This window comes from Caballeronia sp. ATUFL_F1_KS39 (assembly GCF_023630985.1).
Lineage (GTDB): Bacteria > Pseudomonadota > Gammaproteobacteria > Burkholderiales > Burkholderiaceae > Caballeronia > Caballeronia zhejiangensis.
Genome location: NZ_JALQDZ010000050.1, coordinates 106426 through 126764 on the forward strand (window position 1 = coordinate 106426; position 20339 = coordinate 126764).

At 62.8% G+C, this 20339-nt stretch carries 15 protein-coding genes and 1 pseudogene; 8 read left to right on the forward strand and 8 right to left on the reverse strand.

All coding sequences use genetic code 11. The features are described from left to right. Positions 1-45 precede the first annotated feature (45 nt). Complete coding sequence (locus tag NCR93_RS25845) at positions 46-1785, forward strand: ABC transporter substrate-binding protein (protein WP_008346806.1); 1740 nt, start codon at positions 46-48, stop codon at positions 1783-1785. 304 nt (positions 1786-2089) lie between these two features. On the opposite strand, the gene NCR93_RS25850 is transcribed toward NCR93_RS25845, so the two are convergent. Further along, positions 2090-3010 (reverse strand): LysR substrate-binding domain-containing protein, encoded by a 921-nt coding sequence (locus NCR93_RS25850; protein WP_175981567.1) that lies wholly within the window; start codon positions 3008-3010, stop codon positions 2090-2092. Between the two features lie 142 nt (positions 3011-3152). Between NCR93_RS25850 and NCR93_RS25855 the strand changes: the two genes are divergently transcribed. The 7 genes from NCR93_RS25855 (at position 3153) to dctA (ending at position 10163) form a co-directional block, all read left to right on the forward strand. Continuing rightward, on the forward strand, positions 3153-3812 hold the full coding sequence (locus NCR93_RS25855) for an RraA family protein (protein WP_175981565.1): 660 nt from the start codon (positions 3153-3155) through the stop codon (positions 3810-3812). Positions 3813-3841: 29 nt separating this feature from the next. Then, positions 3842-4522, forward strand: coding sequence for an RraA family protein (locus NCR93_RS25860; RefSeq protein ID WP_175981563.1), 681 nt, complete (start codon positions 3842-3844; stop codon positions 4520-4522). 2 nt (positions 4523-4524) lie between these two features. Beyond that, the gene (locus NCR93_RS25865) at positions 4525-5169 is read left to right on the forward strand and encodes an RraA family protein (protein ID WP_239295379.1); all 645 of its coding nucleotides are present in this window, start codon (positions 4525-4527) and stop codon (positions 5167-5169) included. Further along, a complete protein-coding gene (locus tag NCR93_RS25870; protein ID WP_239295378.1) occupies positions 5166-6383 on the forward strand; it encodes a pyridoxal phosphate-dependent aminotransferase in 1218 nt (405 codons plus the stop codon). Before NCR93_RS25865 ends, NCR93_RS25870 begins: the two co-directional genes overlap by 4 nt. 91 nt (positions 6384-6474) lie before the next feature. Continuing rightward, positions 6475-7281: an alpha/beta fold hydrolase gene (locus tag NCR93_RS25875; protein ID WP_175981557.1), complete on the forward strand. Its 807-nt coding sequence runs from the start codon at positions 6475-6477 to the stop codon at positions 7279-7281. Between the two features lie 609 nt (positions 7282-7890). Then, a complete protein-coding gene (locus tag NCR93_RS25880; protein ID WP_008346814.1) occupies positions 7891-8856 on the forward strand; it encodes a LysR family transcriptional regulator in 966 nt (321 codons plus the stop codon). After that, the gene (gene dctA / locus NCR93_RS25885) at positions 8853-10163 is read left to right on the forward strand and encodes a C4-dicarboxylate transporter DctA (RefSeq protein ID WP_175981555.1); all 1311 of its coding nucleotides are present in this window, start codon (positions 8853-8855) and stop codon (positions 10161-10163) included. Before NCR93_RS25880 ends, dctA begins: the two co-directional genes overlap by 4 nt. Positions 10164-10177: 14 nt before the next feature. Here dctA and NCR93_RS25890 read toward each other — a convergent pair whose 3' ends face one another. The 7 genes and pseudogenes from NCR93_RS25890 to NCR93_RS25920 form a co-directional block, all read right to left on the reverse strand. Continuing rightward, positions 10178-10960 (reverse strand): substrate-binding domain-containing protein, encoded by a 783-nt coding sequence (locus NCR93_RS25890; RefSeq protein WP_008346818.1) that lies wholly within the window; start codon positions 10958-10960, stop codon positions 10178-10180. Positions 10961-11010: 50 nt separating this feature from the next. Beyond that, positions 11011-12309 (reverse strand): MFS transporter, encoded by a 1299-nt coding sequence (locus NCR93_RS25895; protein ID WP_008346820.1) that lies wholly within the window; start codon positions 12307-12309, stop codon positions 11011-11013. A gap of 168 nt (positions 12310-12477) precedes the next feature. Beyond that, positions 12478-15177 (reverse strand): CoA-binding protein, encoded by a 2700-nt coding sequence (locus tag NCR93_RS25900; RefSeq protein WP_175981553.1) that lies wholly within the window; start codon positions 15175-15177, stop codon positions 12478-12480. An 11-nt stretch (positions 15178-15188) separates the two neighbouring features. Further along, positions 15189-16488, reverse strand: a pseudogene (locus tag NCR93_RS25905) (ATP citrate lyase citrate-binding domain-containing protein). Between the two features lie 447 nt (positions 16489-16935). Next, positions 16936-17724: an SDR family oxidoreductase gene (locus NCR93_RS25910; RefSeq protein ID WP_175981549.1), complete on the reverse strand. Its 789-nt coding sequence runs from the start codon at positions 17722-17724 to the stop codon at positions 16936-16938. An 18-nt stretch (positions 17725-17742) separates the two neighbouring features. Next, a complete protein-coding gene (locus tag NCR93_RS25915; RefSeq protein ID WP_081851806.1) occupies positions 17743-18945 on the reverse strand; it encodes an alpha-hydroxy acid oxidase in 1203 nt (400 codons plus the stop codon). A 63-nt stretch (positions 18946-19008) separates the two neighbouring features. Continuing rightward, positions 19009-20313, reverse strand: coding sequence for an MFS transporter (locus NCR93_RS25920; protein WP_008346830.1), 1305 nt, complete (start codon positions 20311-20313; stop codon positions 19009-19011). Positions 20314-20339: the final 26 nt, after the last annotated feature.

Genomic DNA, 20339 nt, shown 5'->3' on the forward strand with positions numbered 1-20339 from the left:
GGCGCCGACAAGATCGAAGGGGCACGGAAGACACAGGAGAAGACCATGCATCAGAGGAGACGGATCGTCGCGCTGGCAGTGGCAAGTATCGTGTCGGGTGCCTTCGCGAACCAGGCTCTGGCGGGAACGCCCGAGGCGCAGAAATGGGTGGACAGCGAGTTTCAACCCAGCACGCTGTCGAAACAGCAGCAGATGGACGAGATGAAATGGTTCATCGATACCGCGGCGAAACTCAAGTCGCAGGGCGTCAAAGAGATTCATGTCGTGTCGGAAACCATCGACACGCACACCTACGAATCGAAAACGCTAGCGAAAGCGTTCAGCGAAATCACCGGCATTCAGGTGAAGCACGACATCATTCAGGAAGGGGACGTCGTCGAGAAATTGCAGACCTCGATGCAATCCGGCCAAAGCATTTACGACGGCTGGATTTCGGACTCGGACCTGATCGGCACGCACTATCGCTATGGCGTGATCGTTCCGCTATCCGATTACATGGCGGGCGAAGGCAAGGAATACACGAACCCCGGTCTTGACCTGAAAGATTTCATCGGCACGAGCTTTACGACCGCGCCGGACAAGAAGCTCTATCAGCTTCCCGACCAGCAGTTCGCGAACCTTTACTGGTTCCGCGCGGACTGGTTCGCACGCAAGGACTTGCAGGACAAGTTCAAGGCGAAATATGGCTACGAACTCGGCGTGCCGGTCAACTGGTCCGCGTATGAAGACATCGCCGAGTTCTTTACGAACGACGTGAAAACCATCGACGGAGAAAAGGTCTACGGCCATATGGATTACGGCAAGAAAGACCCGTCGCTCGGCTGGCGCTTCACGGACGCGTGGCTTTCCATGGCGGGCGAAGCCGACAAGGGCATTCCGAACGGCATGCCCGTCGACGAATGGGGCATCCGCGTGACGCCTGATGGCTGTCATCCGGTAGGCGCGTCGGTATCGCGCGGCGGCGGCACTAATAGCCCGGCAGCGGTCTACGCGACGACCAAATACATCGACTGGCTCAAGAAATACGCGCCACCGGAAGCGTCGGGCATGACCTTCAGCGAAGCGGGCCCGGTGCCCGCGCAGGGACGCATCGCGCAACAGGTGTTCTGGTACACCGCGTTCACGGCGTCGATGCTCAAGCCGGGCAACGTCACGAATGCGGATGGCACGCCGAAGTGGCGCATGGCGCCCTCCCCGCACGGCGCCTACTGGAAGGAGGGCATGCAAAACGGGTATCAGGACGTCGGCTCATGGACCTTCTTCAAGTCGACGCCGCCGAATCAGCGCGCTGCCGCGTGGCTATACGCGCAGTTCGTGACGTCGAAGAGCGTGTCGCTCAAGAAGTCGATTGTCGGTCTCACGTTCATTCGCGACTCCGACATTCATAGCGACTACTTCACGAAGAACGCGGATAAATACGGCGGCTTGATCGAGTTCTATCGCAGCCCGGCGCGCGTCGCGTGGACGCCGACCGGCAACAACGTGCCCGACTATCCGAAGATGGCGCAACTCTGGTGGAAGAACGTCGGCACTGCTGTCGCCGGTGAGAAGACGCCGCAGGCTGCGATGGATAACCTGGCGAAGGAAATGGACCAGGTGTTGTCCCGTTTGCAGCGGGCGGGGATGAAGGTTTGCGCGCCGGAGCTGAATGCGCAGAGCGATCCGTCGAAGTGGCTGTCCGACCAGCACGCGCCGTGGAAGGCGCTTGCCAATGAGAAGCCGAAGGGGGAAACGGTGAAGTATGAGCAACTGCTGTCGGCGTGGAAGGCGGGTAAGGTGCGGTAGGGGTTTTGGTTTTTGGATTGGCGGCACTTGGTTGTGCCGCCTTTTTTGTGGGTTGCTGGACGGGCGCGGTGGGGCTGGAAGCGGCAGCGACGATTCGATGCGGATGCAATCTCTGACGGCCCTCGATGACCATCAGCCGAAATTCGCGGATTACCGCCTCGTTGTTCTGCTACGACCGTGGTCCGAAGGGCTGAAGCCAACCCGAACCAGCCGTTCCTGACGACGCCGCTTCAATGGCGGCTTGAGAGGGGCTAAGCGGTCATCCGACCAACTGCCATTCGCGTCCCCTGAGTTCATATCTGCGTCAGTGTCCTAAGGACCGCGTCGCTCCTTTTGCCAGCCATGAAACGACTTCGTCGACCATCGGATGGTGACGTTCGGTATTCCATACCAAAGCTGCGGTTACGACCATGACCTTCTCTTTAAGAGGCCTCACCACGACATTCTCTGGTGCCAGCTTTCGCATGGTCGCTGGTACCAGCGCTACGCCCTGCCCGCACCCGACATATGCAATCTGCGAGGTGACCGAGCGCACCTCACGAGTGACGTGTGGGGTCAATCCATGTGAACGGCAGACCGACGTCAGCAGGTCGAAGTAGACCGGGCTGACTTGTCGGGAGGACATCACAAGTTGTTCATTCGCCAGCGACTGCAATCGCACCCTGGACAAGGCGGCCAGCGGATGATCCCTCGGAAGCGCTACAGCCAGCCTGTCCTCAGCTAGCGGCAGGGTGGCGATTCCGTTTCCCACCTCGCCATCGACACGGACAAATGCCAAGTCGATCTCGCCCGCTTCCAGTGCGGGGATGGCATCGACGCTATCGATTTCGCGAACGAAGACGGTCAGATGCGGGTGAGCGCGCTTGAGCGCTTCCAGCACGGGTGGCACCGTTTCCAGCATGGCGGAAGTGATAGCACCGACGTGCAGCACGCCGGACTGGCCGGCAGCTACTTCACGGACTACGCGTTCCAGTCGTTCCACCTGCTCCGCGAATTGCCGGACGGCGGGCAATATCGCCGCGCCCGCGGGGCTCAACTGTGTGCCTTGACGCGATCGATAAAAAAGCTGCAGTTTAAGCGACTGCTCAAGAACCTTGATCTGCTCCGTCAGCGGCGGCTGCGACATGTTTAGCCGTTTTGCCGCCCGCCCATAATGCTGCTCCTCCGCGACGGCGAGAAACATCCATAACTGCCTGATCAGCCTGAAATCGATCGTATTGCCCATGCTAGTTCGTTGTCTAAGGGAAGCGAAGTGAATCTCCCATTGTGCCTGTTCTGCAAACAGTATCACTGAGATACGAAATACGAAATTTACATATCAACTGCACAGCGCGAGGATTGCCACACTTCCCTAAGGAACCACCTCGATGAACCCGAAATCCATTCTTGATCGCCTCGCGGCGCTGGACACCAGCACGGTTTCCGACGCACTGGACTTTCTCGGTCTGCCCGGTGCGACGTACGGACTGCGTCCGTTGTGGAACTGCCCTAAGATCGTCGGTCGGGCGAGCACCATCCAGCTCGGACCGAAAGCCGATGCCAAGCCGACCGTGCATCTGATTTCGCCGGTCATCGACGCCGTGATCACGGACGACCGCGTACTGGTAATCGCCGGCGGAGCTGAGGGCGTCTCCTGCTGGGGCGACATCCTGGCCAATGCCGCCACCGCAAAGCAGGTCCGCGGATCTGTCATCGACGGCCTGAGCCGCGACATCGACGGCAGTGAGTCGATCGGCTATCCCGTTTTCGGTCGCGGCGTGACGATGATCAGCGCGCGCAACCGCGTGATCCAGATTGATTCGGGTAAGCCTGTCCAGATGGCGGGCGTCACCGTAAGCGAAGATGACTACGTGCTCGCCGACCGCTGCGGCACCGTATTCGTTGCGGCTGCTCGCATCGAGGAAGTGCTGGATCTTGGCGAGCGTATCGCAAGCCGCCAGGATGGCATGGTGGCGGCCGTGCGCGCTGGCCGCCCGGTTGCCGAAGTCATGCACGACAAGGAATTCGAAGCCATCGCTGTGCGGTGATCAGACATCGTTTTTGTGGAATTTCTGAAATGACGAACCCGAAGAAGGCGGGCGCAGAAGATCAGGAACTGGTCGCGCTTTTCGCTGGACTGGATACTCCAGGCGTTTCCGATGCCATGGACAAGCTCGGTCTGCATGGTCAGGCGCTCGGCATCATGCCGCTGGCGAACTATGCGAAGGCCGTGGTGGGGCCTGCATACACTGTCAAATACGTACCCGCAAGCAATCCGCCCGGCACGGTCGGCGACTTCATCGACGACGTGGCGGAAGGCGATGTCATCGTGCTCGACAACGACGGCCGCACGGACTGCACGGTCTGGGGCGACATCATGACCCAGTACGCGGGGCTGCGCGGCATCGCGGGCACGGTAATCGCGGGCGTCTGCCGCGATGTCAACAAGGCGCTCGGCGACAACTATCCGCTGTTCACGGCAGGCCGCTTCATGCGCACCGGCAAGGACCGCGTGCAGGTCGAGTCGGTGAACTTGCCGGTCGGGATTGGCACAGCTCGCGCCGCGTCGCGTGACATTGTAGTGGCTGACGCGAATGGCGTTGTCATCGTACCGCGCGGCCGCGCACGCGAAGTCGCGCAGATCGCCCGCGAGATAGAGGAAGTCGAATCGCACATCCGCAAACAGATAGCCCATGGCAAGTCGTTGGGCGATGCGCGTGCCGCACTCGGCTATCACACGCTGCAAACCAAAGGCTAACCATGACCATCGTTCAATCCTACGATCAGCCTCTGCTGGAGCAAGCCCGCAGACTGGGTACGTCCACGCTATTCGAAGCATCAGGTCTTTCCACAAGTGCAGTCGATCCGGCCATCCGCACGGCGTGGCCTGGCGCGTCGGTCGCGGGTGCGGCGTATCCGCTCGAATGCTCGCCCGGCGACAACCTCTCGATCCATATCGCAATGGAGAGAGTACCGCGCGGCAGCGTGCTTGTCATATCGACCGGGGGCTTTGTTGCCGGCTACTGGGGCGAGGTGCTGACGGTCGCGGCGGAAGCAGCCGGCGTCGTCGGTCTGGTTATCGATGGCGGTGTTCGTGACGTCGCGGCTCTGACCGCGCGACGCTTCCCGGTGTTCACTCGCGGCGTCTGCATGCGCGGCACGGTCAAGGCGAGTTCGCCATCGGTCGGGCAGCCGATCAACATCGCGGGAACACCCGTGGCGGCTGGCGATCTGGTTGTCGCGGACGATGACGGCGTGCTCGTGATCCCCGCTGCACACGTTGGAGAGACTCTGTCGCAGGGGCAAGCTCGTGCAGACAAGGAAGCGAAGATGATGGACGCGCTTCGTGAAGGCCGCAGCACGCTGGAATTGATGGGACTCACGAACTGGAGGGAGCAGCAATGACCGCGCCGACTGAAGGTCTGAATCGTTTCCTTGCCGCTGCACGCCCGTCGGCGACCTACAAAGTCATGGATCGCGTCGCAGCACGGCGGGCGAGCGGCGCTACTGTGATCTCTTTGAGCGCCGGCGAGCCAGACTTCAACACGCCCGAGCATGTTTGCGACGCGGGCGTCGCAGCAATCCGCGCGGGCCATACGCGTTACACGCAGGTGGCTGGACTGCGCGCGCTGCGCGAAGCGATTGCCACTAAGTTCCAGCGCGAAAACGGTCTCGACGTCGACTGGCGCCATACGCTCGTCTGCAGCGGCGGCAAGCAGGTAATCTTCAATGCGCTGGCCGCGACGCTTAACGAAGGCGATGAAGTCATCGTACCGGCGCCGTACTGGGTGAGCTACCCGGAAATCGTGCAACTGTGCGGCGCGCAGTCCGTGCTCGTTTCGTGCGAGGCCGACAGCGGCTTCAAACTCACGGCCGATGCATTGCAGGCCGCGATCACGCCGCGCACGCGCTGGCTGATCCTGAACTCGCCGTCGAATCCGACCGGCGCGGTCTACAGCCGCGCGGAACTGCAGGCGCTGGCCGAAGTGCTGCTCGCGCATCCGCAGGTGCTGGTACTGTCCGACGACATCTATGAGCATCTGATTTTTGACAACCTCGAATTCTTCACTATTGCCCAGGTCGAGCCCCGGTTGCACGAGCGTGTCCTGACGATGAACGGTGTGTCGAAGGCGTACGCGATGACGGGCTGGCGCATCGGCTTTGGCACCGGCCCCGGATGGCTTATCGAAGCGATGGAGAAGTTGCAGGGCCAGCAGACGTCCGGAGCGTCGACGATTTCGCAATACGCGGCGTTAGCCGCACTGACAGGGCCGCAGAACTCCATCGAGCATTCGCGCGTGGCATTCCAGCGCCGGCGCGATCTGGTAGTCGACCAGATCAACCGCGCTCCTGGCTTGCACTGCGCAGTGCCGCAAGGCGCGTTCTACGTGTTCGCATCGTGCAAAGGCCTGATCGGCAAGACCACGCCGTCGGGAGTCCGTCTGGATAGCGACGAAGCCGTGGTCAACGCGCTGCTCGACGAGATGGGCGTTGCGACCGTGCATGGGAGTGCATTCGGTCACGGACCTTACTTCCGCATTGCGTATGCGCTCGATGACGAGTCGCTCTTGCGCGCGTGTACAGCCATTCGGGACTTCTGCCGGACACTGACAAACTAACGCATCGCGTCCATGGCCTCATGGCCGGCCTCGACGGCACCCAACGCGTTCCTAGCGGGACCACGCGATCCCTATTCAAAGAGTAAAAACGATGCCTGCAGAATTTTCCCGTGCACAGTTCGTGTTGTCCGTCGACGGAACAGCGCTGGAGGTTTCAGCTATCCGTCGCGACGGCGACAAGGCGCCGATCCTTTTCCTGCATGGGTTTGGGTCGACCAAGGAAGACTATGCGGACATCGTCCGCCATGCCGAATTCGCCGGTCATCCGTTCATAGCGTACGACGCGCCGGGTTGCGGCGAGACGCATTGCGCTGACCTCCTGAAGATCAGCATCCCGTTCCTGGTGGATACGGCGCTCGCCGTGCTCGAGCGCGCCGGATTCGAACGATTTCATCTGGTCGGCCATTCGATGGGCGGTCTGACTGCGCTGATGCTTGCGCACCGGCATCCGAAGCGCGTGATCAGCTTTGTCGATATCGAGGGCAACATCGCCCCGGAAGACTGCTTTCTCAGCCGGCAGATCATCGAGCACCCGCGCGACGGCGCGCGAAAGTTTTTCGATGATTTCATTGAACGCACGTTGCTCGCGCCGGCGTATGCCAGTGCGCTCTATTCGGCGAGCCTACGCCACAAGGTACGCGCCGAAGCGGTTGGTGGGATCTTCCGATCAATGGTCGACCTGTCGGACAACGGCGACCTGATGACGAAGTTCCTCGGCCTACCGTTTCCGCGCATGTTCATGTACGGCGAGCAAAATGCGTCGCTTTCCTATCTTGACTACATCCGCGAGCAGGGCGTCGAATTGGCCGAGATTCCTGACTGTGGGCATTTCCCGATGTATTCGAATCCCGTGCTGATGTGGAGGGCTATTGCCTCGCTTCATCAGCGAGCGGCCTGACGCCTCGCTACACGCAGATTTGACCCCGTGCAACTGACGAGATGTGAAGCATGTTCGCGGAACATGAAACGACCAAGGCTCCAGCGCCTGCACCGGACTGTTGCAACGATGCGCTTTCCTCATCCAATCCCATAAAAGCGCATCGAGTTGGCAGGGACGAATGACTCGCCAGCTGTTGCCGATCGACTGACCGCTTGCTGAAGTGGAGCAGCCGTCTCAATTCCTCGGTACTGCGTTGCTCGAAGGTCCCTTTATGGCCGATAAGCCCCCTTCGAACCAACTTCCGACTCTGATCGACCCGCTTGCTCACTGCACGCTTTTTTGCCCAAACCTCCGCCGTGCGGTCGGGGTTGTAACGATCGACGTCTAGTGCCGAGAGACCCGCCCACCCGCTCCCTGCCGCTTGAAAACGCGCGCCGATCGACAACCGGAAAATAGCATCGAACGCATCAATCGTTATCCGCTCGCCATCATCTCCGGCTCACGGCTTCGCGAAGCCCCACCGCCACCCTCGTCCGACCAGACCAAGATCACAACCCGCCCCCACAAATAGCCGCCCCCCTCCGCGTAATGCACAATATCGGCATCTAAGAACGCGGAGAATGGCCCGTGGGCGTCAACTTCGACCTCAACGACTTGCAGGCATTCAGAGCCGTGGTGGAACTGGGCAGCTTCCGAAAGGCAGCCGAGGCGGTGAACATATCCCAGCCGGCTTTGAGCCGCCGGATCGACAAGCTGGAGGAAGCGCTCGGCGTGCGTCTCTTCGAACGCACCACGCGCAGCGTGACGCTCACGACTGTCGGCCGCGCCTTCGCGCCGAGCGCGGAGCAGCTGCTGGACGATCTCGATGTCGCCCTGCTCGGCATCCGCGATGTCTCATCGAGCCGATTGGGTCACGTAACCATTGCCTGTGTGCCATCCGTGGCCTACTACTTTCTGCCAAGCGCGGTTGCGAGCTTCCATCGCCGTTTTCCGCGCATCCGGGTGAAACTGCTCGATGCGAGCGCGAACGAAGTGCTTTCCGCCGTCATCAGCGGCGAGGCCGATTTCGGCGTCAGCTTCATGGGAAGCCAGGAGTCCGAGGTCGACTTCAAAGTGCTGCTACAGGAGCAGTTCGTTGCGGCTTGCCGTCGTGACCACCCGCTCGCGCGCAAGAAACGCGTGACCTGGAACGAGCTCTACGAACACGAATACGTTTCCGTGGACAAGACGTCCGGCAATCGCCTGTTGCTCGATCAGGCTCTTTCGGCCGTATCGCCGCGCGCGCCCAGCGTGTGCGAAACACGTCACGTCACGACCATGCTCGGTCTCGTCGAAGCGGGCCTCGGCGTCGCCGCCGTACCGTCGATGGCCATGCCCGGACGCAATCATCACATCCTCACGAGTGTGCCGCTGGTCGACCCCGTCGTGAAGCGACGAGTCGGAATCGTGAGACGCCGCGGGCGTACGCTGACGCCGGCCGCGCAGGAGTTTCATCAAACGATTCTGGATATGAGAGGCGATGTCAGGAGCAGCGGCACATTAACCGACGACGTCGCTCCAAAAGCGCGCCCGAGCAGGAAGCCCGCGTCGTGAGGGTGGCGAGAACGCTCCGTTTACTCTATGTGCAGGTCGTGCTTGGCATGTTGCTCGGCATGGCGCTCGGGCACTTCTGGCCGCAAGCCGGCTCGCTTCTCAAGCCTGTCAGCGACGGTTTCGTCGGCCTCGTCAGGATGATGATCACGCCGATCGTCTTCTGCACGATCGTATCCGGGATCACGTCTGTCGCGAGCGGAAAAGCCATCGGGCGCGCAATCTTCCGGGCGTTGGGACTCTTCTATTTTCTGACTGCCGTGGCGCTCGCGCTGGGACTCGTCACGGCCTTTCTGATGCGGCCCGGCGCGGGCATGCATATCGACGCCCGAAGTCTCGATACGACGATCCTCGCGCAGTATGTGAAGCAGGCGCATCCGGATGGTCTCGTCGCCTTTGCACTGAACGTCATCCCCGAAACGATGCTCGGCGCCTTCGAGAAGGGCGAGGTGCTGCCGGTGCTGCTGCTCTCGCTGCTATTCGGCTTTGCACTGAATCTGCATCCCGGCGCAGGCAGGCCCGTGCTCGCGCTCATCGATGGCATCGCCCAGGCGCTGTTTCGCATCCTCGCGATGATCATGCGGCTCGCGCCGCTCGGCGCATTCGGCGCGATGGCTTTCACGGTGGGCCGCTTCGGGATTCACTCGGTCGGCTCCCTCGGCATGTTGATGGTGTCGTTCTACGTGGCATGCGTGCTGTTCGTCGCGCTCGTCCTCGCTGCGCTTGCGCGCTTGCACGGCTTCGCGCTTTGGCGGCTCTTGCGTTATCTGCGCGAGGAATTGCTCATCGTACTGGCGACTTCGTCGACGGAACCGGTGTTGCCGCGCCTCATCACCAAGCTGGAGATGCTCGGCTGCGACAAGGGCGTCGTCGGACTCGTGCTGCCCGCGGGCTATTCGTTCAATCTCGACGGCACCGCGATCTATCTGACGCTTGCTTCCATGTTCATCGCGCAGGCGTGCGACGTGTCGCTCTCCGCGCCGCAGATCGCGATGATGCTCGCGGTCATGCTGCTCACGTCCAAAGGCGCGGCGGGCGTGTCCGGGAGCGGCCTGGTGGCGCTCGTCGCGACGCTGACGGTGATTCCGGATCTTCCCGTCGCCGGCGTGGCGCTATTGGTGGGCATCGACCGCTTCATGTCCGAAGCGCGCGCGCTCACGAGCGTCATCAGCAACGCGTGCGCGGTGATCTTCGTTTCGATGTGGGAAGGCGCTTGCGATCGCGCGCGCCTCGCCCGGATGCTGCGCGCGCCGGCGCCGGGCGACGCCGACGGCGCAGAGGACCACGCGAGCAGCACCTCGAGAAGTTGACGGCGAAGGCTGTATCAATGCGCGGCGACGCTATCGAGTCCCGTCGATTTCACATCTGCCTGAACGCCGGGCGATGCCAGATAGTCGAGGAGCGCCTTCGCTTCCTTCGGATGCTGTGCGCTCACGGGAATGCCGGCGGCAAAACGCGTGACGGACTGCAAAGACTCGGGAATCTTTCCGACGAAGGTCGCGCCCGTGACCGGCAGCAACTCGCTCACCTGCTGAAAGCCGATCTCGTAATCGCCGTTCGCGACGACCGAGGCCACCGGTATGCGCGGGATCATCTTCGCCTTGGGCTTGACCTGATCCTCGATGCCGAGCTTCGTGAACAGCTCCCGCTCGATATAGACACCGCTCGCGCTGTCCGAGTAGGCGATCGACTTGGCATGCAGCAGCGTCTGCCGGAGGCCTTCCGCCGAGCTGATGTCGGGCTTGGCCGCACCGTCGCGCACGACCATGCCGATGCGCGAGTCCGCCAGTTCCACGCGCGATCCGGGCACGACCTTGCCCTGCTTGATCAGCTCGTCGAGCGCGTAACCGACCATGATGACGGCGTCGGCCGGCTCGCCCCGTTCGAGACGGTTGGGAATGGCTTCGGGCGATTTGCCCATCGACGGACCCAGCGCCGTGTCGAGCGTGTTGCCCGTCTCGGACGCGAACCTCGGACCGAGCACCTTGTACGCCGCGGTAAAGCCACCCGAGCTCATGACGTGCAGGTCGGCGGCCTGCACGCTGAACGCAACGGCCGAGGTGGCGATGAGCGCAGCCGCGCATAGTTTCGGAAGCAGATTTTTCATGATCGGAGTCGTGTAGGGTTCGATAGACGCTTGGCGCAACGAGCGACGCGTCAGTGCGCCGGAGTCAGCGTCGCCGCACGCCGGCGATAGAGCGCGAACGTCGCCAGAAGCGCGCAGCCGGCGGCGAAGCTCATCCAGTATCCGGGCGCGGCCTTGTCGCCGGTCATGTGAATGAGCGCCGTCGAGATGGCCGGCGTGAAGCCGCCGAACACCGCCGTCGCAAGGCTGTAAGCAAGCGAGAAACCCGCCACGCGCACCTGAACCGGCATCACCTCGGTCAGCGCGACGACCATCGCGCCGTTATACATGCCGTACATGAACGAGAGCCAAAGCAGCACGAGCAGCATGTTGATAAAGCTCGGCGCGTGGGCGAGTATCGACAGCGCGGGGTATGCGGTTGCGATAGCGAGCACCGTCATGCCGACGAGCAGCGGCCTGCGGCCGATCTTGTCCGAGAGCGCCCCGCCGATCGGCAGCCACACGAAGTTCGACACGGCCACGCACAAGGTCACGAGCAGACTATCCGCCGTGCTCAGATGCAGGACCGTCTTGCCGAAAGTCGGCGCATAGACCGTGATGAGATAGAAGCTCGAGGTGGTCATCGCCACCAGCATCATGCCGGCGATCACGACGGCCCAGTTCTGGGCCAGCGTGCGGAACACTTCCTTCATGCTCGGGCGATGCTGGCGTGCCTTGAATTCCTGCGTTTCTTCCAGATTGCGACGCAGCATGAAGATGAACGGCACGATCATGCAGCCGACGAAGAACGGCACACGCCATCCCCAACTCGCGATGGCCGTGGTGTCGAGGAATTGGTTGAGCGCGAAGCCGAGCGCCGCGGCCACGACGATCGCGACCTGCTGGCTCGCGGACTGCCAGCTCGTGAAGAAGCCCTTGCGGCCGGGCGTGGCCATCTCGGCGAGATAGACCGATACGCCACCCAGTTCGGCGCCCGCGGAGAACCCCTGCAGCAGACGTCCGACGAGCACGAGCGCGGGGGCCAGAAGACCGATCGTCGCGTATCCCGGCACGAATGCGATCAGGATGGTGCCGCTCGCCATGATGGAAAGCGTGACGATCAGGCCCTTGCGGCGGCCGACATCGTCGATGTACGCGCCGAGCACGATCGCGCCCAGCGGACGCATCAGGAATCCGGCGCCGAAGACCGCGAACGTCATCATCAGCGAAGCGAATTCACTCGATGCCGGAAAGAACACGCCGGCGATTTGCGTCGCGTAGAAGCCGAACAGAAAGAAGTCGAACTGCTCCAGGAAATTGCCGGCCGTTACGCGGAAAACCGCCGCAGCCTTGGAATGTCCCGGCGAAAGGGTGGAAGGTGAGGGATGCATCGATGTGTCTCCTGAAGTCCCGAAATTTGCGGAGTGTCCGCTCTTGTCTTTCGGGAATGATGGCGCGTCGCCATCAAAACGATAAGTGCAATGTTCTCAACGATTGATGTCCTATGGTTATCAATCGCCGGAAACGGTCGGCTCGGCCGACCTCCCGGATGTCGGCGCTCAGGCCACGAAACGGCACTGTGAAGCGGGCGTGCGCGTGTCCATGTTTCGACCGCGGTTCAGGTGATCGTCGATTTCCGCGGCGCAACCGAGCATGCGCGGATACAGAAAGATCGTGAACGCAGCGGTTTCGAGATCCGCCTCGCTGAATGCGCCGCGTTTGAGCGGTTGCCACAGCATTTTCAGCAGCAGCGCGGCGATCACGGCATCGACATTGACGCAGTAGACGTTGCGCGAGACGCCCGCGTCGAACAAGGCCTGCACCAGCGCGCGGTAATACGCATGAAACGCGTTGTACTCGCCTCGCGCCTCGTACAGATCGGCGATGAACACCTCGCGCGGATCGTGATTCACCGGCTTGTCCTTGAAAACCGGGTGATTGACGCCCGGCAGCTTGGCGATGTCGAGGCTGCCGGCCTGCTTCTGGCTCGCCTTGTAGCGCGCGTAATGCTCGACGGAACGGCGCGCGAGCGCGTCGAGATCGACGCCGTGATGCGGGTCCGCGGGATCGTCGAGGGCGCTGTCGCGAAACGCATCGTTGAGAAAGGCGATGCCTTCGTAGCCATTGCCGCCGTGCGTATAGCCGGTGTGCGTCAGAAAACCCGTCAACGCCTTGTTCAGTTGCACGCGTTCGGGTGATTCGGGGCCATCGGCGGATACCGCACCCTTCGCGCCTTGCGCCGAGATCGCACCCGGTCCGTTCGTGAGCAGCAATCCGGTCAGCGTCCTGAAAGCGAACAGGTCGTCGGCGGACGGTTCGAGGCCGAGCAGCGCCGCGAACGCAATCTCCGTCAGCGAGCGCTCGCCGAGCAACGCCTCGGTGGAAACATCGCAGAAGCTGTCGGGACGATGGCGCGACGCGTCCGCCGAAGCGCCGATCAGCGTGCCGAACAGCTTCGTCCACCACGGCAGACTTTCCGCCGTCAGACGCGAGATGCGCTTGCGCATGAGCGGGCCCCAGGCGAGTGTCGTCGTGATCGCCGCGAGCACGGCGTCCGCGCGCGGATGGCCCGGGCCGCTGGCAATCCATCGCAAGAATACGGAATTCACGCCACGGGCGGCGAGACCGGCGAGCATGGCTTCGGCCTTCGGATCCGGTTCCTCGCAGAACAGTGCCGCGCTGCCCTCGGTGTCGATCGCGTCGATGTGGAAATCGCGATCGAATGCGTCGACGAGTCTTGCTGCGGCGAACCGGTCGATCATCAGCTTGGCCGCCTCGCGCGCCGCGCGCTGGCGATTCGGCCCGACGATGGCGGCAGCAGCCGCGAGCACGGCATTGGGCGCATTGCCGGCCTCGCGCGCCGCCTGCGCCGCCGCCAGTTCGGGCGTGCCGTACAGGTTGACCGCCGCGCCGACCGCGACGTCGATCAGTTTCTCATCGTTCGCGCCGCCGAACTCGTGCAGCAGCGCGAGGCACACGTTCGCTTCGAAGGAATGCGTCGACGCGTCGAGCATCGATACGCCGTGCAGGCTGCTCACCTGAGTCTTCGCATCCATCTGCGAGGCGCCCGATGCGTCCTTCAACGGCTGCCGCGGCGGAATCGCGCCGATCTGGTCGTTCACCCGCGCGACTTGTTCGTCATAGGGCGCGACGGCTTTCACGACCGTAAGCGCGAGATCGTCGGGCAAATCGAGCCCCTGATCGGAGCCGAACCACGGCTTGAGCGCGAGGCTGCCTTCGGGCTCGAAGTCGGGCATCGTCGCGTTCGCGCGCATCACCGCCGTGAGCGCGGCGGGAATATGCGCGATGTTCGTCACCACCGCACCCTTCGCCGAGCAGCATGGATCGCCGGGCGTGAAAAGCCTTTCGACGCCGAATTTCTCCTTGAACCAGCGTTCCTTCGCGAGCGCATCGTCGGCGCCGCCCGCCATCGCGCCAGCATGTCCCACCGCGCGCGTCAGACGGCTTTTCCAGCGGCCCACCACGCACGCGACCACGGGCTTCGTGAAGTCCGCGTCGGCTTCGTAATAGCCGCCGGGCTCGCAGTACAGCACGGCAGCCTTGCTGCGCGCATCGTTTGCGAGCGCGAAGGCGAATTCCGGCGCGGCATAGTGGATGTAGACATCCTTCCCGCTGGAAATGACCGTCGAGGTGCCCCAGCCGCTCATGCGCAGGTATTGCGCAATCGTTGTGCTGAAGCCGCCGGAATTCGAGAAGATCGCGATCGATCCCTGGCGCAAGGTCGCGCCCGGATCGTCGCCGCCGAGCGCGCCGCCGATGCGTACGCGTTGCCACGAGTCCGCGACGCCCAGCCCGTTCGCGCCGAAGATGTCGATGCCCGCCTGCTGACCCATCGCGCGAATCTCACGCGCATCGTGCACGGCGATCTTCTCCGTGATGATGAAGATCTTGCGCAGATCCGGATTCACGCGGATCAGTTCGGCCACGCCGTCGCGCGCGGCCGAAGGCGGCAGATAGACGACGCCGCAGTTGAACCGATGTCCGGCTTCCAGCCCTTCTCGCACGTTGTTGAAGACCGGAATGTCGCCCGCGGGCGTCGCAAGCATCTGTCCGCCTTTGCCGGGCGCCGTGCCGAAGACGACATTCGCGCCCGAGAAAGCGTGGCTCACCGGCGTCACGTCCGATGATTCGCCGCCCAGGATGTTGAGCACGCAGACGCGGTCTTCGCGCGTCGCGATATCCGCCAGCGACTGTATGCCGACGAAGTATTTGAAACGACTATTGCCTTGCTTGTGCATGTCCGATCTCCTCAAGCCGATGCCGTGTGCGATTGCGCGTCGCGCGCGCCGATGCGCGTCGCAACTTGCGCGCGTCCGCCCGATTGCATCCATGTATCGGCACGGCGCGCGTACTGGATCACCTCGCTGATGTCGGAGTCGAAACCGAAAAGGCGATACGGCAGGCCGAGCGAGTCGCAGGTGTCGCGCAGCGCGGACATGCCGCGCACGAGGTTCGGGCCGCCGCGTCCGAGCACGACATAGAGCGGCGTCGGTCCGTGCTCGCTGAAGTGCTCGCGCAGCGCATCGGCCATCGCGCGCAGGGTTTCGAAGATGTCGGTGTTGTTGGACTTGCCGCCGATGATGAACAGCACATTCGACTGCTTCAGCCAGTGCCGGAAGCAGATGCGCGCCACTTCCTTCATCTTTTCGTAGGGCGGATTGCCGCCGAAGTCCGACGAGATGATGGCCGCATCGCCGAGCATTTCCGTGACGAGCGAGTTCGCGCCGCCGCCGAAGGTGGGCGCGAGGATCGTGCCCTTGTCGTTGATCACGTAGACATCGCTTTGACCCTGGTGGGTGCGCAACTGGTTGATCTCCTGTTCGAAATCCGAGTAGTCGGCGGCGAACAGATGCGGGGGCAGGCCGAGCCGCGAGAAGCGCGGATCGTCGCGATCGAATCCGCACTTGAAGTCGCACGCGACGGGCGTGAGACGTCCCTTCTTGTCCTCGCGCATGCGGATCGGGTTGAGTTCGAGCGTCGTCATCCCGAAGTCGTGGAACAACTCCCAGAGCTTCGGCAACTGCTGCACGAGCGGCGAGATGATTTCGCGCGGCGCGCCGATCTCGCTCAGCGCATTCGCCACGACGAACGCCTTCAATCCGGTCAGCGCATCGAACGGCACCATCGCGACGTGCTTCGGATCGACTTCCTCGATGTCCATGCCGCCCATGTGCGAAAGCGTCATCGTCGGCGCGCGGAAACGCGTGGAATCGGTGATCGAAAAGTAGACCTCATGCTTGGCCGGCACGCCCGCTTCGAACGTCACGCCGTTCGCCTTGGCTTTCACATGGCCTACGGCGTGTTCGGCGAAGTACAGTCGTTCCTTTTCGGCGAGCGCCGTCTTGAGATCCGTGGGCGCGGCCGAGCAAGCCCGCTTTGCCCTTCTTGCCCACACCGCCCTTGAACACCGGCTTGATGAATATCTGCCCGTGACGGTCGATGAGCGACTTGATCTCTTCTTCGCTGGCGCCCGGGCCCAGCACTTCGCTGGACGGAAAGCCGACGAATTGCAGCAAGCGCGAGCCGTGCAACATTCCGGTGATCTGCATGTGACGTGTCTCCTGATTTGAGCAATGACGAATGAAGCGGATACTGGAAGTGCATCGACTCGCTGCGGCAGGCGCGAGATGCACCGCTGCCGTAGACGCGCTCGAAAGCGGCGGCAGGATTCAAGTAGCGAGGTGGGTTACGCGAGATAGGCGTCGATGACTCTTGACGGCAGCCCTGAACGGGCGTGCACCGGGATGCAGCGAAACGCTGTGCTGCGCTTCGTGCCTGTCTCCGACGCGTTCTCTTTTATGAACGTCTTGAGACCAGATACTTGCGCAAGAAGGCTGAAACAAGAAGTGCAATTTTTCGAAGCATTGATGTTCAAACGTTATCAATGCCGAAAAAGGCGGCGACTGGACGACGCGTTGCACGCCGGTAACGCCGCCTGATTTTGGCGCTCGGAGAAGAAAGCCCCTCGTGACTGACGGCCGCGATGAAACGAACCGTCAGAACGTCCCGGGAAACGAGCCCCCATCCATCAGGATGTTTTGACCGGTCAGGTAGCCCGCGTGTCCGCTGCACAGGAAAGCGCACATCGCGCCGAACTCCTGCGCCGTGCCGAATCTCCCTACCGGTATTGCCTGACGTTTCGCTTCGAGCACAGCGTCATACGCCTTGCCCTGCGCGGTAGCGGCCGCTTGGGTGGACTGCTTCAGGCGGTCGGTATCGAACAAGCCCGGCAGCAGATTGTTGATGGTCACGTTATGCTCCGCGATCCGTTTCTGCCGGGCCAGACCCGCGACGAAGCCGGTCAGGCCGGAACGCGCGCCGTTGGACAGCCCGAGCACATCGATGGGCGCCTTCACCGCACCCGACGTGATGTTGACGATCCGGCCGAAGCCTCGCTCGGCCATTGCATCGACGGTGGCGCGCATCAGTTCGATGGCCGTCAGCATGTTCGCATCCAGCGCCGCGATCCAGTCGTCTCGGGTCCAGTCGCGAAAATCGCCCGGCGGCGGGCCACCCGCATTGTTGATCAGGATGTCGATGCGAGGCGCCGCGCTCAGTGCCCGCTCCCGACCGGCGCTCGTCGTGATATCGCCTGCCACCGCGATCACCTGAACGCGGGGGTTCAGTTGCCGAAGCCCGGCTGCCGTCGATTCGAGCGCGTCCTCGCCGCGCGCCGTCACCACGACGTTGACGCCTTCAGCGACCATCGCTTCGGCGCAGCCCTTACCCAGCCCCTTGCTCGCGGCGCAAACGAGCGCCCATTTACCCTCGATTTGCAGATCCATTGCGCGTCCAACCTCCAATCAAATGACAGATTCTTCTCGTTGAGTCATGGCCCCGGCCGTGCGCGCGCGGAAAGCCTGTGCAACACGCGGCTCGTGAAAGTTGTGCGGCCCGATCTCCTCGATCGACCGGACGCCGGTCAGCGCCATCGTCACGTCGAGTTCGTTCCGCACAATCTCGAGCATGCGCGCGACGCCGGGTTCGCCCATCGCGCCGAGGGCATACATGAAGGCTCGGCCAACCATCGTGCCCTTCGCGCCTAGCGCGAGCGCCTTCATCACATCCTGGCCGGTGCGGATGCCGCCATCGACCCACACTTCAGTGGCGTCGCCCACGGCATCCACCACGGCGGGCAAGGCCTCGACCGTCGACGGCGCGCCGTCGAGCTGCCGTCCGCCATGATTGCTGACGACGATGGCATCGGCGCCCAGCGAAGCCGCCATGCGCGCATCCTCGGCGCACATGATGCCCTTGAGCACCAGCTTGCCGGGCCAGAGACTGCGGATATGCGCGATGTCGTTCCAGTCGAGGCTCGGATCGAATTGCGATGCGACCCACTTGCTGATCGCGATCACATCGTCACCGCCCTTGATGAAGCCGGCGAGATTGCCGAAGTTGCGTCTGCCCGAAGCGGCGCGCATCACCCAGCCCGGCTTGCGCAGAAAATCAAGCAGGTTCGCCGCCGTCAGGCGAGGCGGCACGGTCATGCCGTTCTTGAGATCCTTGTGACGCTGCCCGTTGATCTGCAGATCGAGCGTGACCACCAGCGCCGAACAACCGGCGGCCTTCGCGCGCTCGATCAGCGACTGGTTGAAGCCACGGTCGCGCATGACGTAGAGCTGAAACCAGAACGGCGCCTTCGTATGAGCCGCAACGTCCTCGATCGAACAGATGCTCACGGTCGAGAGCGTGAACGGCACGCCGAAGCGCTCGGCCGCGCGCGCACCCAGGATCTCGCCGTTGGCCCATTGCATGCCCGTCAGTCCGGTCGGTGCGATGGCCACGGGCATTGCGACCCGCTGTCCGAGCATCGTGCTTGCGGTGCTGCGCCCTTCCACGTTCACGCCCACGCGTTGCTTGAGCGTCAGCCGGGCGAACGCGCGACCGTTCTCGCGATAAGTCGATTCGGTGTACGAGCCACTATCGACGTAATCGTAGAACGCCTTGGGCACCCGCTTTTTCGCCATGAGGCGAAGGTCTTCGACACACGTTACTGTTTGCATTGAAGCTCGAACTCCGACAGAAGATCTTTTCAAACGACACGCAACGCCGGCATGGCGAGCGAATCAGGAAAGCGCGCCGACGGCCGTTTCCCCGACGTCTTCCGATACCGCGACTGGCCGGTGCACGAGCAGCAGATACGCCACCGCCGAGAGCAGCGCGATGACCGCGCTCACGATCAGCGAGGCGACGAACGAATGCGTCCGGTCCACGACGATGCCGGTGACGATCGGCGCGGCCGAGCCGGCCAGGAAGCCGCCGAAGTTCTGGATGCCGCCGAGCGAGGCCACCGCCTGACGCGGCGCGGCGATCGAGATCAGCGACCACGCGCCGCCCGATGCCAGATTGATGAAGAACATGGCGCCCGAGATGTAGATCACGGCGAGCGTGGTGGACGGCGTCAGCGCCGCCGGAACGGTGAACGCCGCCGCGCCCACGAGACCGATGCAGATCGGCCACTTGCGGCTCGTGATCGCCTGCAGGCCTCTGCGGTACAGGCGGTCTGCCGTGAAGCCGCTGCTCAGCATGCCAAGCGTGCCGAAGACATAGGGAATCGAGACGACCCAGCCCGCCTTCGCGATGCTCAGGCCGCGTTCGTGTTCGAGATACGCCGGCAGCCATGTGAGGTAGAGCCACACGGTATAGATGACGCCCATGAAGCCGAAGAAGATGCCCCACGTCGTCTTCTGCCGGAACAGGCTGCGCCATTGCGCGCCGCTGAGCGGCTTGCTGTTTTCGTCTTCCTGCGAGTCCTGGTTCAGATAGGCGGTCTCCTCCGCCGCGAGCTTCACTTCGTCGCGATTGCGATAGGCGACATACCAGCCGATCGCCACGATGACGCCGAACACGCCCGTCGCGAAGAACATGTTGCGCCAGCCGAGCGCGAGCATCATGGCGGTGAGGATCGGCGGCGCGATAGCCGGGCCCACGGTCGTCGACGCGACGAAGATGCCGGTCGGCGTGCCGCGGTCGCGCACCGCGAACCACTCGCCGATGACCTTCGCGCCGGCCGGAAACTGCGGCGCCTCGCCGATGCCGAGACACACGCGCGCCAGGAAGAACTGCTGGATATTGCCGACGAGCCCGCAGCAGGCCTGCGCGACCGACCACAGGATCATGCCCCAGCCCAGCATCACGCGCGCGCCGAAACGGTCGAGCATCGCGCCGACCGGTAGTTGCGCGAACGCATAGGCGAGCGAGAAGGCCGACAGCAGCAGGCCCATCTGCGACGCGCTCAGGCCCATCTCGCCGCGAATCACGCTATTCGCAATGGAGAGCGCGCTGCGATCCAGATAGTTGATGCTGCCGGCGAGGGTCAGAAAGAAGATCGAAATGCGCTGGATCCGTACGATCCGTTTGCTCTTGTTCATGCGGTGTCTCCGTCCGTGTCATGCGC

Coding starts and splice junctions, on each gene's coding strand:
- NCR93_RS25845 (WP_008346806.1), top strand. CDS start 46: ATGCATCAGAGGAGACGGATCGTCGCGCTGGCAGTGGCAAGTATCGTG.
- NCR93_RS25850 (WP_175981567.1), bottom strand. CDS start 3,010: ATGGGCAATACGATCGATTTCAGGCTGATCAGGCAGTTATGGATGTTT.
- NCR93_RS25855 (WP_175981565.1), top strand. CDS start 3,153: ATGAACCCGAAATCCATTCTTGATCGCCTCGCGGCGCTGGACACCAGC.
- NCR93_RS25860 (WP_175981563.1), top strand. CDS start 3,842: ATGACGAACCCGAAGAAGGCGGGCGCAGAAGATCAGGAACTGGTCGCG.
- NCR93_RS25865 (WP_239295379.1), top strand. CDS start 4,525: ATGACCATCGTTCAATCCTACGATCAGCCTCTGCTGGAGCAAGCCCGC.
- NCR93_RS25870 (WP_239295378.1), top strand. CDS start 5,166: ATGACCGCGCCGACTGAAGGTCTGAATCGTTTCCTTGCCGCTGCACGC.
- NCR93_RS25875 (WP_175981557.1), top strand. CDS start 6,475: ATGCCTGCAGAATTTTCCCGTGCACAGTTCGTGTTGTCCGTCGACGGA.
- NCR93_RS25890 (WP_008346818.1), bottom strand. CDS start 10,960: ATGAAAAATCTGCTTCCGAAACTATGCGCGGCTGCGCTCATCGCCACC.
- NCR93_RS25895 (WP_008346820.1), bottom strand. CDS start 12,309: ATGCATCCCTCACCTTCCACCCTTTCGCCGGGACATTCCAAGGCTGCG.
- NCR93_RS25900 (WP_175981553.1), bottom strand. CDS start 15,177: ATGCACAAGCAAGGCAATAGTCGTTTCAAATACTTCGTCGGCATACAG.
- NCR93_RS25910 (WP_175981549.1), bottom strand. CDS start 17,724: ATGGATCTGCAAATCGAGGGTAAATGGGCGCTCGTTTGCGCCGCGAGC.
- NCR93_RS25915 (WP_081851806.1), bottom strand. CDS start 18,945: ATGCAAACAGTAACGTGTGTCGAAGACCTTCGCCTCATGGCGAAAAAG.
- NCR93_RS25920 (WP_008346830.1), bottom strand. CDS start 20,313: ATGAACAAGAGCAAACGGATCGTACGGATCCAGCGCATTTCGATCTTC.